Source organism: Acinetobacter pittii, from assembly GCF_034064985.1.
GTDB lineage: Bacteria > Pseudomonadota > Gammaproteobacteria > Pseudomonadales > Moraxellaceae > Acinetobacter > Acinetobacter pittii_H.
Map to the genome: position 1 here is coordinate 3458788 of NZ_CP139249.1, position 13730 is coordinate 3472517.

The 13730-nt window shown below is 40.3% G+C and carries 15 protein-coding genes, 1 pseudogene and 1 riboswitch; of the genes and pseudogenes, 5 read left to right on the plus strand and 11 right to left on the minus strand.

Annotation, left to right across the window (positions count from 1 at the left end):
* Positions 1-15: 15 nt before the first annotated feature.
* On the minus strand, positions 16-1263 hold the full coding sequence (locus tag SOI76_RS16565; RefSeq protein ID WP_104080619.1) for an SfnB family sulfur acquisition oxidoreductase: 1248 nt from the start codon (positions 1261-1263) through the stop codon (positions 16-18).
* A gap of 257 nt (positions 1264-1520) precedes the next feature.
* Between SOI76_RS16565 and SOI76_RS16570 the strand changes: the two genes are divergently transcribed.
* The 3 genes from SOI76_RS16570 to SOI76_RS16580 all read left to right on the plus strand — a co-directional run bounded on the left by SOI76_RS16570 (position 1521) and on the right by SOI76_RS16580 (position 3759).
* Positions 1521-2819 carry an ABC1 kinase family protein gene (locus SOI76_RS16570; RefSeq protein WP_104080620.1) on the plus strand — a complete coding sequence of 433 codons (1299 nt, stop codon included), beginning with the start codon at positions 1521-1523 and terminating at the stop codon, positions 2817-2819.
* Between the two features lie 101 nt (positions 2820-2920).
* Entirely contained in the window at positions 2921-3175 is a 255-nt protein-coding gene (locus SOI76_RS16575; RefSeq protein WP_002114896.1) for a type B 50S ribosomal protein L31, read from the plus strand.
* A gap of 251 nt (positions 3176-3426) precedes the next feature.
* Positions 3427-3759, plus strand: coding sequence for a HopJ type III effector protein (locus tag SOI76_RS16580; protein WP_104080621.1), 333 nt, complete (start codon positions 3427-3429; stop codon positions 3757-3759).
* 135 nt (positions 3760-3894) lie between these two features.
* Here SOI76_RS16580 and SOI76_RS16585 read toward each other — a convergent pair.
* The 5 genes and pseudogenes from SOI76_RS16585 to SOI76_RS16605 form a co-directional block, all read right to left on the minus strand.
* A pseudogene (locus SOI76_RS16585) lies at positions 3895-4021 on the minus strand (hypothetical protein).
* Positions 4022-4187: 166 nt separating this feature from the next.
* Positions 4188-4568, minus strand: a complete 381-nt coding sequence (gene crcB / locus SOI76_RS16590; protein WP_005045024.1) for a fluoride efflux transporter CrcB — start codon at positions 4566-4568, stop codon at positions 4188-4190.
* Between the two features lie 124 nt (positions 4569-4692).
* Positions 4693-4759, minus strand: a riboswitch (Fluoride riboswitch).
* Positions 4760-4804: 45 nt separating this feature from the next.
* Positions 4805-5215 carry a GFA family protein gene (locus tag SOI76_RS16595; RefSeq protein ID WP_104080622.1) on the minus strand — a complete coding sequence of 137 codons (411 nt, stop codon included), beginning with the start codon at positions 5213-5215 and terminating at the stop codon, positions 4805-4807.
* A 77-nt stretch (positions 5216-5292) separates the two neighbouring features.
* Positions 5293-6498, minus strand: a complete 1206-nt coding sequence (locus SOI76_RS16600) for a TIGR03862 family flavoprotein (RefSeq protein ID WP_104080623.1) — start codon at positions 6496-6498, stop codon at positions 5293-5295.
* A complete protein-coding gene (locus SOI76_RS16605; RefSeq protein WP_104080624.1) occupies positions 6488-7126 on the minus strand; it encodes an SAM-dependent methyltransferase in 639 nt (212 codons plus the stop codon). The genes SOI76_RS16600 and SOI76_RS16605 overlap by 11 nt, the downstream gene beginning before the upstream one ends.
* 87 nt (positions 7127-7213) lie before the next feature.
* Here SOI76_RS16605 and SOI76_RS16610 point away from each other — a divergent pair, with 87 nt between their 5' ends.
* Complete coding sequence (locus SOI76_RS16610; protein ID WP_001138289.1) at positions 7214-7408, plus strand: DNA gyrase inhibitor YacG; 195 nt, start codon at positions 7214-7216, stop codon at positions 7406-7408.
* On the opposite strand, the gene ycbL is transcribed toward SOI76_RS16610, so the two are convergent.
* From ycbL to SOI76_RS16635, 5 genes are all read right to left on the minus strand, one after another.
* Entirely contained in the window at positions 7405-8049 is a 645-nt protein-coding gene (ycbL, locus tag SOI76_RS16615) for an MBL fold metallo-hydrolase (protein ID WP_104080625.1), read from the minus strand. The genes SOI76_RS16610 and ycbL overlap by 4 nt on opposite strands.
* 23 nt (positions 8050-8072) lie before the next feature.
* Positions 8073-9089 carry a ferrochelatase gene (gene hemH, locus SOI76_RS16620; RefSeq protein ID WP_104080626.1) on the minus strand — a complete coding sequence of 339 codons (1017 nt, stop codon included), beginning with the start codon at positions 9087-9089 and terminating at the stop codon, positions 8073-8075.
* A gap of 73 nt (positions 9090-9162) precedes the next feature.
* Positions 9163-10167 (minus strand): DUF4062 domain-containing protein, encoded by a 1005-nt coding sequence (locus tag SOI76_RS16625; protein ID WP_104080627.1) that lies wholly within the window; start codon positions 10165-10167, stop codon positions 9163-9165.
* 117 nt (positions 10168-10284) lie between these two features.
* Positions 10285-11151: a glutamate racemase gene (murI, locus tag SOI76_RS16630; protein ID WP_104080628.1), complete on the minus strand. Its 867-nt coding sequence runs from the start codon at positions 11149-11151 to the stop codon at positions 10285-10287.
* A 46-nt stretch (positions 11152-11197) separates the two neighbouring features.
* Positions 11198-11809, minus strand: coding sequence for a DUF1285 domain-containing protein (locus SOI76_RS16635; protein WP_057075865.1), 612 nt, complete (start codon positions 11807-11809; stop codon positions 11198-11200).
* A 187-nt stretch (positions 11810-11996) separates the two neighbouring features.
* Here SOI76_RS16635 and etfD point away from each other — a divergent pair, with 187 nt between their 5' ends.
* The gene (etfD, locus tag SOI76_RS16640; protein ID WP_005804177.1) at positions 11997-13709 is read left to right on the plus strand and encodes an electron transfer flavoprotein-ubiquinone oxidoreductase; all 1713 of its coding nucleotides are present in this window, start codon (positions 11997-11999) and stop codon (positions 13707-13709) included.
* Positions 13710-13730 lie beyond the last annotated feature (21 nt).

Genomic DNA, 13730 nt, shown 5'->3' on the forward strand with positions numbered 1-13730 from the left:
TATTTTTTATTCACTTTAGCTCCATGCATGACGAGGTGGATGAACACCATTGAGGTAGTAATTACCAACAATGTGATATTTCCAACGCACGGGATCATGCAAGGTGTGAGTGCGAGCATTACGCCAATGTCGGTCCAGATTAAGCTCTGACAAAGTAGAACGTGTTCCCGACAATTCAAAAAGCTTATTCGCTGCTAAAATCGCAACTTCTGTAGTGAGTACTTTTGCTTCGGCAACCAGTAATGTGGCTTGGTTTACATGCTCTTCTGTCGTGTCAGCAATTGCTTGACCGATCGCATCTCCTGCTAAATCTAATACCGCTTCTGCTGCACGCAGTTTTATTTTTAAATCACCAATATTTGCAATCGTATAGGGATCATCGCTCGCTTTTTCTAAACCAGAATCGACCCATGCACGGCTATGATTTTTGACATAGTGAATTGTTTCTTCAATTGCGCCACGTGCAATACCTGCGTCGACAGCAGCTTGAATAAATTGTGAAATTGCACCTGCCGGTGTAGGACGTTCGAAAGCCTGATAAATCGGAATTAGATACTCTTCACGTACGGGAACTTGATTAAGTTCAACGGTCCCACTGGCTGTGGTTCTTTGCCCGAAACCAGACCAGTCATTAATAATATTAACGCCAGAAGTTTCCCGAGGAACTAGTGCCGCATAAGGCTGCCCTTGTTCATTTACAGCGACAATTGGAACCCAATGTGCAAGCAATGCGCCAGTTGCAAAAAACTTCTTCCCATTAATTTCATAACCGTGCTCAGTCTTTTTTAATGTGGTAGTGAGGTCAGCCACTGTTTTGCTATGTTTTTCCGAAAATGCATTGCCAAAACGAATCCCTCTCAACACTAAGTTAAAGAAGAACTGTTGTTGTTCTGGGCCTGCATCAAGACGTAAATGTTCAATAAAAGCCAAGTGATTTTGGGGAAGCTGTGCAAGAGATGGATCAACACTCGCAATTGTTTTGATGACCTCAGCCAAAGTTCGATATTTGACTTGTGCACCACCAAATTGCTTAGGAACCGTAATGGCCCATAAGCCGCTTTGTGAGAACTGTTGAATTTCATTTAGAGGTAAACGGCGCTCCTTGTCTCGATCGGATGCTTCGTGTGCGAACTCTTGCGCAAGTTGTTTGGCAACCTCAATTGCTTCTTTATCAGAACGAATAATATGCGCATCTTTTGACTGCTCAAACACAGATAAAGGAATCGCCTGAGACCGCCCATGGGCTGAACTTAAACTTGTCATAACTTTTATTGTCTCTATTTCTTATTTAACCTGCCATTCACATTAGCACCAAAAAAATAGACACTTTATAGATATTAAAGCTTTGTTTATGAAATGGATTTTCACAAGCTTTTCATATTTTTTACTATAAAAATAACATTTTGTTTTTCGAAAATTTTCTTACATGAGATAAACAATTTCATATAGGCTTTTTAAGCTTTGTCACCTATGATCAAAACTAGGCAATATTATGTTGTAGTCAATGAGGTATCGAAGATATGGCAAAGAATGCAAGTTCACCCGGCAAACGATTTATGAAACTTGCAGGAATGACCGCGAGCATTGCAACGAAAACCGTTTCTAATTCGATTCGAAACTTGACCGCAGATGAAGAGCAAAAGCTGGCTTCAAAAACCAAGCTATTTCAAGATATTGGTTTGCAAATTGCCGACACCTTAGGTGAAATGAAAGGTGCCGTCATGAAAGTTGGCCAAATTGCATCGCAATATAAAGATATCTTCCCACCAGAAGTTGCTAAAGCAATTTCTAAGTTGCAGCGCCAAGCTCCCCCTATGCCGTTTGTTGCTATTCAGCAACAAGTTGAACGCGAGCTTGGAAAGCCGCTGAATGTTGCCTTTAAATCTTTTGATCAAAAACCGTTTGCAGCTGCTTCAATTGGCCAAGTTCACAAAGCTACTCTACCTAGTGGCGAACAAGTTGTAGTGAAAGTGCAATATCCAGGTGTTGATGAGGCCTGTGAAAGTGACTTAAAACAAGTACGTTTAGCCCTTCGTTTAATGGGCGTACTTAAAATTGATAAAAAGCTACAAGATCAGCTTTTTGCAGAGATTCAAGATAGTCTGTCAGCAGAGCTTAACTATGAAATCGAAGCTCAAAACCTTGAAGTTTTCAAAACATTCCATAGCCAATTAGATGATAAAATTATCATCCCGACCGTTTATAAAGATTATTCTTCAAGACGTATTTTAACCTTGAGTCTCGAACAAGGTGACAGCATTGAAACTGCCAGCGCTTGGCCTATTGAAATTCGAAATACCATTGGACGCCGCTTGATTCGTGCTTTAGGTCAGGAAATGTTCTTTTTAAAACGTTTTCACTGTGACCCTCATCCGGGTAACTTTGCTTTTCGCCAAGATGGCAGTGTCATTATTTATGACTATGGCAGTGTTAAAACGCTTTCAAATGAAATCGTGCAACACTTTAAACGTTTAGTAAATGCAGCTCGCCATGAAAATATTGATTTGATTGAAACTGAGTTACTTGAGCTACATTCACTTGCTGAAAAAGGCAAATTCCCGAGTGATCTTTATAAACTCTGGATTGAAGTGTTATTACGCCCGCTTACCACTACTTATGATTTCGCCGAGAACTCATCACACCATGATGGCATGTTACTTGTGAAAAAATCTTTGAAGTATTGGGATGTTTTTAAACCATCACCCGATACTTTAATGGTCAACAGAACCATTTCAGGACATTACTGGAACCTGATTCACTTAAAAGTTCATGACAATCTAAACGATCTATTTGAAGAGCTTGTTCCACCTTCTAACTAACTTAATTTACTGATCAGTGTAGCCTTTTATGGGTTACATTGACTTTTTAATTGTTATGTTATAACATTTCTTTAATCAAAAATAATTTAGGACAATCTCTCATGCGTAAAGATATTCATCCTGCTTATCAACAAGTGTTATTTCATGACACCAATGCAGACGTGTACTTCTTAATTGGTAGTACTCTTCAGTCTAAACAAACTAAAGAATATCAAGGGAAAGTCTACCCTTATGTGACTCTTGATATTTCAAGTGCATCCCACCCTTTCTACACAGGTGAAGTACGTCAAGCAAGCAACGAAGGCCGTGTAGCAAGCTTCAATAAACGTTTCGCTCGCTTTAATCGTAAGAGTTAATCTTGCGTTAAGATTTGACCAATACACTTAAATCATTGGAAGCCTAAGACTATCTCCTCCACTTAGGCTTCTTTTTTTATGTGTATTTTTTTCATCATTTCTAAACTGTGTATAAAAGAAAACTTATCCACAAGTTGTCTAAAAACACTTCTGATTTTTTTCAATAACTCCTCAATTTTTATAATTGCCAAGCTTTCAAAGCATGTATTCAATGCTATGCTTAAGCCCCATTTAATAGGAAGTTTAAGATTATGGCACAAGAGTTACTTGCCCAATTACAAGCAGGCACAGCAAAATTTTCAGACGTTTTAGCTCATATTGAAGCACTTTACCAACATACTCCAACGGCTTTTCAAAATGGTGCACAGCATAACGCTGCTACTGAAAATCAAGGCAGTGCAAAAGTTTTCTCTTTTGCCAAGTTACAAGGTTTAGACCAAGCACAAACTTTAAGTTTATTTGCAGAACACTACGCATCTGTATTGGCTACACCAGAAGGAACTGATCATCAAAATATTCGTCAGTTTATGCAAAATGGTTGGGATGGTGTGAAGTTTGAAGGGCAAGCTTTAACTGAAAAGTAATTAATAATTTGTGAATACACGACGGAGTCTTACCGTTTATTCTCAAATGGAAGTAGCTAATTCTGTTACTTTGGTTTTGCCCAAAGTAACCAAAGGCATTTGTCATCAACAGAACCTGTTCCCTGTTTACACTTATCAAATATCTTGCAAAAACAATATATAGCTGATTTCAGCCAGGCTGTTGATGACTTTAACGCGTATCAAATCCCAAGAATAAATCAGTTGTTTTTAATTCTTCATTTACTATCGTGACAAGCGGCATGGATGCCGCTGTTTTGCTGTGCTACATGGATGTAGCATCAGCGAAACAAAAGATTTTTGCTTACTTTTGATCTTTCAAAAGTAAGGTATGCCTATACAAATGGTATTGGAGAACATCTTAAAACGGAGGCCGTACCGCATATCTCGCTCCTCAAACATCCGAATAATCAGTTGCCCGCTACCCAATAATAAGTCGCCAACCCCAAACACGTAAAAATTAAAGACCCAATTAAATGGATAGAAATCCCCAACATAGCCATTCCCAACTTACCACTTTGTAATAAAGTCACGATCTCAATAGAGAACGTTGAAAAGGTAGTTAAAGCACCACAAAAACCAGTAATCACAAAAAGCTTATAGTTCGGACTTAAATCACTTTGAGCAAAATAGGCAATTGCAAAACCAATAATAAAGCCGCCCACTAAATTAACAGTCACTGTGCCAAGTGGAATTTGCGGATAAATCGGGTTGAGTTTTAAACCTAAAAACCAACGCAGCCATGCCCCTAGAACTGAGCCTAAAGCAATTGAAAGTAGAGAGTAATACATAGGACCACCCCTTTAGATAGACGCTAAAAGAGCAAAAAATAATGAAGGGAAATATGACATGGCGTACTCCAAAAATAAGCAGAGTACGCAATAACCTACGTACCCAGCGATATAAATACATGAGGGTAACGTAGGCATCATTAGCCAATACGGCGGTTTTTCAAGGGAGGAATGCCATCTCCCCGTTTTAAGTATATTAAATCATCTAAAATTTGATTAAAACATACTTTTTAAAATCATGGGCGTTCATCATATTGCGGTAAATCGTCACAAATGCTTTCCCACTCTGCTTTTGAAGCAGCAAAAATATGCATTGTCGGCTTTTTGTCTAGTGGTGTATCAAGTGTCCCAATTCTTAAGCGATATAATTCAGGCTGGGCATCACGAGAACTAATCAAAGGTGAACCACATTCGCTACAAAACCAGCGATACACACCGTTCACAGCAAATTTTTTGACGAGGTCTTCACCTTGGGTAATTTTAAAATCTGCACTGTTGATAGGAGCATTCGTTGCAAATGCTGTTCCATTGGCTTTTCGGCAGCGTTGACAGTGACATTGAACAATATCTCCGATATCGCCTTTAATTTCATAGCGAATCTCCTGACATAAACAACTTCCCTGATAGACTGGTGATGCTTGAGACATGTTGTTCCGACTCCTATTATTATTGATCGCTCAAAAATAGCACTTTTCACATATCAAACATAGCACCCAATAAGCTGTTATTTCTTTAAAAATGAATGCACACCTTCGCCAGCTGCTCGCCCTGTAGCAAAGCATGCCGTAAGCAAATAACCGCCTGTAGGCGCATCCCAATCCAGCATTTCACCGCAGCAAAATACACCTGACATTTGTTTGAGATTTAAACTTTCGGATAGCGCTTCTTGCTTAATGCCTCCCGCACAACTAATCGCTTCTTCGATGGGTCTAAAGCCATCTAACTTAATTTGAAGTGCTTTAATTTGCTGAGCCATAACCTCTGGTTGGTTCCATAGTGCTTTATCAACGACTTCTCTAATTAAATTAATTTTAGCTGTGTCTAAGCCTGCTTTACGCCAGATATTGGTGAGTGATTGTTTTTTGCTAACTTGTAATTTTTTAACTAACTGTGACAACTCTACATCAGGCAATAAATCTAAAAATAAATTTAAGCTTTGCCCTTGTTTTTGCTGCTCTCGTAAAGCACGTCCGAGTTTATAAATAACACCACTTTCTAAACCATAATGAGTAATCACAATATCGCCATGAGTAACTTGGCTGGATTCAACCCATGCATTGATACGTTTTAAAGGTTCACCAAAACAGCTTTCCATAAAAGCTGACCAAGCGTGCAATACGCCTACATTACTTGGCTGGAAAGGTTCAATATTGGATTGATCCATCCATTGCTGCCATGCACCATCACTACCTAATTGTGACCACGATACAGCACCACAGGCCAATATTACCGCATCGTATTGCTGGATAAAGGTTTTAGTACTTTGATTATTTTGATTTTCCAAAGTTACCGTTGTGCCTTGCAAATTAATACAACGATGACGATAAAAGAATTTAACTTGCTGTTCTGCTAAGCGTTTTAGCCAAGCACGTAACAGAGGGGCTGCTTTCATTTCGACAGGAAAAATACGACCTGAGGTGCCAACGTAGGATTCTATTCCCAGATTTTTCATCCAGCTTTGAATCCAGACTGCATCCCATTTTTCCACCCACGGTTTGAGCCATTCTGCATGGTCATAGCGCTCAATAAACTGCGCTAAAGGTTCAGCATGCGAGATGTTTAACCCTGTTTTACCTGCCATGAGAAACTTACGCGCAGCTGAAGGCTTTTGCTCGTATACATCAATATCATAAGCATATTGGCTCAGTACCTCAGCTGCCATTAAACCAGCCGGACCCGCACCAATAATGGCAACCCGCTTATTCGCCATGCACTTGACCTTGTAATGGGGCAAACTCATCAAAACGTGTGCTGTAACCTTCAGGTTTAGCGATCACAAGCTGTTGGCAAAGCTCTCCACGTTCCAAATACTTAATTTCAAAATGAGTACGTGCAGATGTTTGAGCAATTTTTTCTTTTTGGTAAGGCAGCTTCCAGACATTAATTAATTGTTGTTCAGCTTCATCAATATATTCAGGAATATTACTTGCCAAAGTAATAGTTCCACCTGTTTTCAGGCGTGATAACAGGAACTCAAAAAATGGCATGTTCAACCAGCGTTGTGCTGGATTATGGGGTTCTGGGTTCGGATAGAGAATAAAGAAATGTTCTACTTGAGCAGGATATAGAGCATGTACAACCCAAGGTAAAGCATCTGCATGTACAGGCACCAAGTTGTCTCGTGGTTCCAAACCATGCTGCTTTTGCATGGCCAAGAATTTTTCTCTAGTTCGTTCAATTGCATATACCGTGTGCTGAGGATTTTGCCCACTAAATAGCAAAGCATGTTTACCTTTGCCTGCTCCAATTTCTACACAAATCGGAGTATTTTCAATTGGGGTAAAATCGCGAGGCGCTTGCATACGTTGTGCTTGAAATTGACGAATCTGCATAATCACATCAAACTAAATAAAAATCGGCACAAGTCTAACAAGTCACCTGACTTTTGCCTAATCTATTTCTCTTCACTTTGAGGATATCGCTTTATGCCACGTACATTTCCCTGCCCACGCTGTGGTGAACCAAGTGTTTGGGAAGGTAATGAATTTCGCCCGTTTTGTTCTGAACGTTGCAAACTTATTGATTTAGGCGCTTGGGCAAACGATGAATATAGACTGCCTACCCAAGATGCTCCTCAGCAAGACAAGGGTAGTCAGCATGAAGATGATTATGAGGATTAACCCGCTTTACCTGCGACAAACGGGTTAAATTGTTTTTCATAGCCAATGGTACTCATTGGACCATGCCCAGAAATAAACTGAGTATCATCTGGCAAACTAAAACACTCACGTTTAATCGATTCAATCAACTGATCATGGTTTCCACGCGGGAAGTCTGTTCTGCCAATCGAGCCTTTAAACAAGACATCACCAGTCCAAAGCAAGCCATAATTCTTATTATAGAACATGACGTGACCTGGTGTATGTCCTGGTGCAAAACGCACTTCAAACTCATCTTCACCCAGTTTTAGCACTTCACCACCCTCAAGCCATTGATCGACTTTAACAGGCTGTGGAATTGGAAAACCATAACGTGCTGAAACTTCCTGAATCATATCTAGCCAAAACTGATCTTCTTTATGTGGCCCAATAACTGGAACGCTCCATTCTTTGGCAAGTTCACCTACCGCTCCAGCATGGTCTAAATGTCCGTGAGTGAGCCAAAGAGCTTTCACTTTTAAACCTAAGGCTTCTACTTCTTTTTTCAAAACTGAAGCGTCACCACCCGCATCAATCAAAACTGCTTCTTTAGTTTCACTGTCCCAAATAAGAGAACAATTTTGGGCAAATGCAGTAACTGGAACAATTTTGACTTGCAGCATAAGAACCTCTGGCTAAAACGCAATTAACGGTGGGCTAAGGTATAAGTAAGGGCATCAAGATTAGCCTGAACTAAGCCTGCAAGCAAATCAATGTGAGCTTGATTGCTATTTAAAGCAGGAATATAAGCATAGCTACCACCGCCCGCTTGTTGAAACAACTCAGCATTTTGTATGGCTAATTCTTCAAGTGTCTCTAAACAGTCAGCAGAAAAAGCTGGGCTTAATACCTGTACTGACTTAACGCCTTGCTTCGCCCAATCTTGCAAAAGTTGGTCTGTATATGGTTTAACCCACTCTTGTTTCCCAAAACGTGACTGGAAGCTAATCGCCCATTCATCATCTTTCAAATGTAAGGCTTCAGCCACCAGCTTTGCTGTGATGCGACAACGGTCTGCATAAGGATCACCTTTGTCTGCATAAGGCTGTGGAATACCGTGAAATGACATCAACAGTTTTTCAGGCTTACCATGCTGCTCTTGGTAAGCTAAAACACTTTCTGCCAATGCCTGAATAAACATGGGATGTTGATAATAATCTTTAATAATCGTTAAACCCGGCAAGTTCCGCTGAGCTGGAATCCACTTGGCAAATGCGTCGTATAACGGCGCTGTAGACGTTGCAGAATATTGAGGAAATAAAGGCAATAAAATGACATGCTCTTGCGGGTTAGCGGCCAGTTTTTCTAAAACTGCATCAATACCGGGATTACCATAGGTCATCGCCGGTATCACGGTTAAATCAAACTGATTATTTTCTCGCTGCAAATAAGCCCGAATACGTTGAGTTTGCTCAAACACAATTTCACGCATCGGCGAATCTTTTGACCATACCGAAGCATAGGCATGTGCTACCCTTTTTGGGCGAAAAGGTAAAACAAACAGATTTAAAATAATCCACCAAATGAATTTCGGTATTTCAATTACACGCGAATCAGATAAAAACTGCTTTAGAAAACGGCGAACCGCAGGAACAGTGGCCTCATCCGGTGTACCTAAATTCGCTAAAATGACTGTGACTTTCGGTTTTTGTTCAAACGACATGTGTAAATGCCTTTCAATTCATCTTATGTCACTAATGTAACAGCTTTTATTGTCATATATAAATTGAATCGCTCTAAGCTTTTAATCGAATGCCCCGATGATTCCATTTATAGCTAAGTAATAACTTTTGAGCTTTAGCTGTGACTTTCCATAAGCTATAGGATTGTTCAGTCTGAGTTGGAACAATCCAGCCCTGTGACTGCATTTGCTTTTTAATCCGAAACAATGCCTTATGGTTAATCTGAGCGCAGGCGACAGCATGAGCGCGAGGTAACTCCTGACGAACATCTTCTAGGCCAGCCTGATTCAGATATTCATTTAAGCATGTCCCAAAATTCTCTTCTGGTGTCGCTTTTTCAAACTGCTTTGCCAATATGCTTAACAGCTGAGACCAAGTCATTTGTCGTTGTCGTTTCAACTCTTTAAAATTGCCATCCTGAAATGCTTGAATTTGATATTCAAATGCAAAAATATCTTGAGGAGCAACTTCATTTACTTGAGTTGATGGCTCGGTTAATTGCTGTTCTAACTGTAAAATTTTACTTTTTAATAACTTAATTTCATCTTCTAAGTGATGAGCTTGATGAGCAGAAACCCAACCCTGTCCGATATGCTGCTCCATGATTAAAGGCATATTTAAACGGACAGCTAGCTCTAGTTCACGTGGAGTTTTAAAGTAAAAAATATGATTTACATCAAGTAATAACTTTTTTCTAAATGCGAGAAATTTATCTTTAAGCTGTGGATGTGTTTCTTGTAAATGTATTTCACGACTTTCGGGCTGCTCATGCATGAACACAATAATGGGTTTAGCCTGACTTAACGCATATTCATATTCTAAAGATAAATAACTCACACCAGAAATCGACTGCTCTCCATACTGGCTGCCTAAAAGTAGGATTACATAATCACATTCATCAATTTGTCGACGTGCAAGTGTAGTGGTGAGGGGTGTTCGATGTTCTAATCCCCAAGCAAAGAAACCCATCCCTACCAAGGTTTGAGACAGAATCATTCGCTCTGGCTGCATATCGCGGCCGGATGTTGAAATAAAAATCTGATAGCGTGTATCGAGCATAATAATACCCTTTCGCCCCATGATCTGTCCGTGACTTAATACCAGCCAAGATCATGAACCGCCCCAAATAAAATAATAAATCTAAAAAAACACTACTTTCTAAATGATGCTAAAAGATCAGTTCAGATTATGAAGTGTCCAAGTTAACTCTTGTGGAATCATATGTTGTAAAACAGGTTGCAGTGCCTCAGCATTATTACCGCTGACATAACATTCAATACGTGCAACATTCTGACCTATTTGGTCACATAATAACTCATTTTTTATTAAAATACGGGCTGTTTGTCGGGCAACTGCCAACCCAGAATCAACCAGTGTGAATTGGTTATCAAAAAGATGATGGATTGCTTGATTTAAGAAAGGATAATGCGTGCAACCGAGCACTAAATAGTCGGCACCTTGCTCAGCAGCAGGCTGTAAAACTTCTTTTAATGCCTTTAAACATGTCTCACCCATTTGCTGACCTGCCTCGACACAAGGAACAAGTTCAAGGCTGGTTAAAGTCATCACTTTAACGCCTGCCGGAATAGCAAACTTCTCGACAACATCTTTAATGAGTTGGCCACGAAAAGTAGCAGGCGTCGCCAATACAGCAACCACTTTAGAACGTGTCTGTAATACAGCAGGTTTTAATGCTGGAACCAATCCAACAATCGGAAAGTGTTCTCCATAATGCTCACGCAAATGATCAAGGCTAAATGCGGAAGCCGTATTGCAGGCTACGACTGCAATTTTACAGCCTTGACGATATAGCCAATCGACTGCTCGAGCCGTGAGTTCTCTGATTTCTTCATCCGAGCGTGGTCCATAAGGAACGTAGGCAGTATCGGCATAATACACAATACGCTCATTGGGCAAATATTTAGCAATTTCTGCTGCAACTGACATCCCTCCAATTCCCGAATCAAAAATACCAATTGGGGCATCTGCTGATGCTTTAGGCATAGGTTCTAGCTCGGAAAATAAAGGTTGTATGGCGGTCATAGCTGTACTGAAGTGTCAGAAAATTTCACTCCCTAAAGCTTAAACCTCAAGTGCCTAATTGCAAGAGCAAATTACCACTTTTTAGCTCTAAAATGGTTTCACCTTTATTGTTTTCAATTAGTGTTCCATAGTTCACCAAATGATAGAAAGCCTGACGTTGAATCAGCGCATTAATCCCAAAACGGACATGCACATAAGGACGCAACTCTCCTGCATATTCACGCATAAAAATAGGATGTTCTGCATCAACCAAAATTACATCTTGGTTAGTGGTGGTCAGTTGTAAAAATTGCTCACCTGAAATTTCGACCTGATCTGCCTGATTGACTAATAAAGGTTCATCTTCAACTTCGATTTCAATTTGTTCTACAGGGGTTTTCAGGTAGAATTTGCCTTCTTCTTTCCATAGGACTTTGGTAAACAGATCTAATAGAGCTTGGCGCTTGATTAATTGACCTTCGTGCCACCATTCTCCATTGGATTTCACCGTCAAATCCATTTTGCCGCAATGCTTTGGATGCCACTGCTCTAAAGGTGGAATTGACCTTTTGTGACTTTGCTGTACACCTTTTAAGTATTGTGCAATGTTCATTAAGTTTTTATCATCAGATAACGGTATTTTTCCCATATCCGATGGTGAATTATTTTGATTTACCATAGTTTATGCCTTGCTGACGAAAAAATGTTACGACTCAGCCAATTGGCTAGATCATGGTTTAAAACTATACTAGCCCAAACGATAAAAGGCACAATAGCATATTTGCGCCTATGGATTAAAACACTCACGGCAGCACCGAATTATCTGAATATGACGGTTGCCACCTTTAAGTATTGAGGAGTCCTACATGGAACACATCGAACGTGAATCGATGGAGTTTGACGTTGTCATCGTAGGTGCAGGACCTGCAGGTCTATCTGCTGCGATTAAGATCCGTCAATTAGCGATTGAAAAAAACTTACCCGATCTTTCTGTTTGTGTAGTTGAAAAAGGCTCTGAAGTAGGTGCGCATATCTTGTCTGGTGCTGTGCTTGAGCCACGTGCCATCAATGAACTTTTCCCGAACTGGAAAGATGAAGGCGCGCCTCTTAATGTCCCTGTAACTGAAGACAAAACATTCTTCTTACTTTCAGACACTACTTCTAAAGAAGTACCTCACTGGATGGTTCCTAAAACCATGCACAACGATGGTAACTATGTGATCTCATTAGGTAACGTAGTTCGCTGGTTAGGTCAAAAAGCTGAAGAGTTAGAAGTTTCTATCTTCCCTGGCTTTGCTGCATCTGAAGTGCTTTATCATGAAGACGGTACTGTAAAAGGTATTCAAACAGGCGACATGGGTATTGGTAAAGATGGCGAACCAACGCATAACTTTACTCCAGGCTATGAGCTTCACGCTAAATACACTCTCTTTGCTGAAGGTTGCCGTGGTCACTTAGGCAAACGCCTCATTGCGAAATACAACCTTGATAAAGATGCTGATCCACAGCACTACGGTATCGGGATTAAAGAGCTTTGGGAAATTGACCCAGCAAAACATAAACCGGGCTTAGTCATGCACGGTGCAGGTTGGCCTTTAGCAGAAACAGCTTCTTCAGGTGGCTGGTGGTTATACCACGCTGAAAACAACCAAGTGACTTTGGGCATGATCGTGGACTTGTCTTATGAAAATCCACACATGTATCCATTTATGGAAATGCAGCGCTGGAAAACTCACCCACTGATTAAACAGTATTTAGAAGGTGGTAAACGTATTTCTTACGGCGCACGTGCGGTAGTGAAAGGCGGTTTCAACTCATTACCTAAATTGACTTTCCCAGGCGGCTGCTTGATTGGTGATGACGCAGGTTTCTTAAACTTTGCAAAAATCAAAGGCTCACACACTGCCATGAAATCAGGCATGTTATGTGGTGAAGCTGTATTTGAAGCGATTGCTGCGGGTGTAGAAAAAGGCGGTGATCTTGCCATTGCACGTGTTACTGAAGGCGAAGATTTATTCGTTAAAGAATTGACTTCATACACTGACAAATTTAACAACAGCTGGTTAAAAGAAGAGCTTTATAACTCTCGTAACTTTGGCCCAGCGATGCATAAATTTGGTCAATGGATGGGTGGTGCATTTAACTTTATCGACCAGAATGTCTTTAAAGTGCCATTCACTTTACATGACTTGAAGCAAGACTTTGCTGCATTGAAAACTGTTGATGCAACAAGCTTTAAGCCAAACTATCCAAAACCAGACGGCAAACTTACATTTGACCGTTTATCTTCAGTGTTTATTTCAAACACTGTACATGAAGAAAACCAGCCAGCTCACTTGAAGCTTACTGATCCTTCAATTCCAGTGAATGTGAACTTACCAAAATGGGATGAGCCAGCTCAGCGCTACTGCCCTGCTGGTGTTTACGAAATCATGGAAAATGATGATGGTTCTAAACGCTTCCAGATTAACGCAGCGAACTGTGTTCACTGTAAGACCTGTGATATTAAAGACCCATCTCAAAACATTACGTGGGTAACGCCTGAAGGCGGCGGTGGTCCGAATTATCCTAATATGTAATAAAAAAGCCCCGATTATTCG

Coding starts and splice junctions, on each gene's coding strand:
- SOI76_RS16565 (WP_104080619.1), bottom strand. CDS start 1,263: ATGACAAGTTTAAGTTCAGCCCATGGGCGGTCTCAGGCGATTCCTTTA.
- SOI76_RS16570 (WP_104080620.1), top strand. CDS start 1,521: ATGGCAAAGAATGCAAGTTCACCCGGCAAACGATTTATGAAACTTGCA.
- SOI76_RS16575 (WP_002114896.1), top strand. CDS start 2,921: ATGCGTAAAGATATTCATCCTGCTTATCAACAAGTGTTATTTCATGAC.
- SOI76_RS16580 (WP_104080621.1), top strand. CDS start 3,427: ATGGCACAAGAGTTACTTGCCCAATTACAAGCAGGCACAGCAAAATTT.
- crcB (WP_005045024.1), bottom strand. CDS start 4,568: ATGTATTACTCTCTACTTTCAATTGCTTTAGGCTCAGTTCTAGGGGCA.
- SOI76_RS16595 (WP_104080622.1), bottom strand. CDS start 5,215: ATGTCTCAAGCATCACCAGTCTATCAGGGAAGTTGTTTATGTCAGGAG.
- SOI76_RS16600 (WP_104080623.1), bottom strand. CDS start 6,498: ATGGCGAATAAGCGGGTTGCCATTATTGGTGCGGGTCCGGCTGGTTTA.
- SOI76_RS16610 (WP_001138289.1), top strand. CDS start 7,214: ATGCCACGTACATTTCCCTGCCCACGCTGTGGTGAACCAAGTGTTTGG.
- ycbL (WP_104080625.1), bottom strand. CDS start 8,049: ATGCTGCAAGTCAAAATTGTTCCAGTTACTGCATTTGCCCAAAATTGT.
- hemH (WP_104080626.1), bottom strand. CDS start 9,089: ATGTCGTTTGAACAAAAACCGAAAGTCACAGTCATTTTAGCGAATTTA.
- SOI76_RS16625 (WP_104080627.1), bottom strand. CDS start 10,167: ATGCTCGATACACGCTATCAGATTTTTATTTCAACATCCGGCCGCGAT.
- murI (WP_104080628.1), bottom strand. CDS start 11,151: ATGACCGCCATACAACCTTTATTTTCCGAGCTAGAACCTATGCCTAAA.
- SOI76_RS16635 (WP_057075865.1), bottom strand. CDS start 11,809: ATGGTAAATCAAAATAATTCACCATCGGATATGGGAAAAATACCGTTA.
- etfD (WP_005804177.1), top strand. CDS start 11,997: ATGGAACACATCGAACGTGAATCGATGGAGTTTGACGTTGTCATCGTA.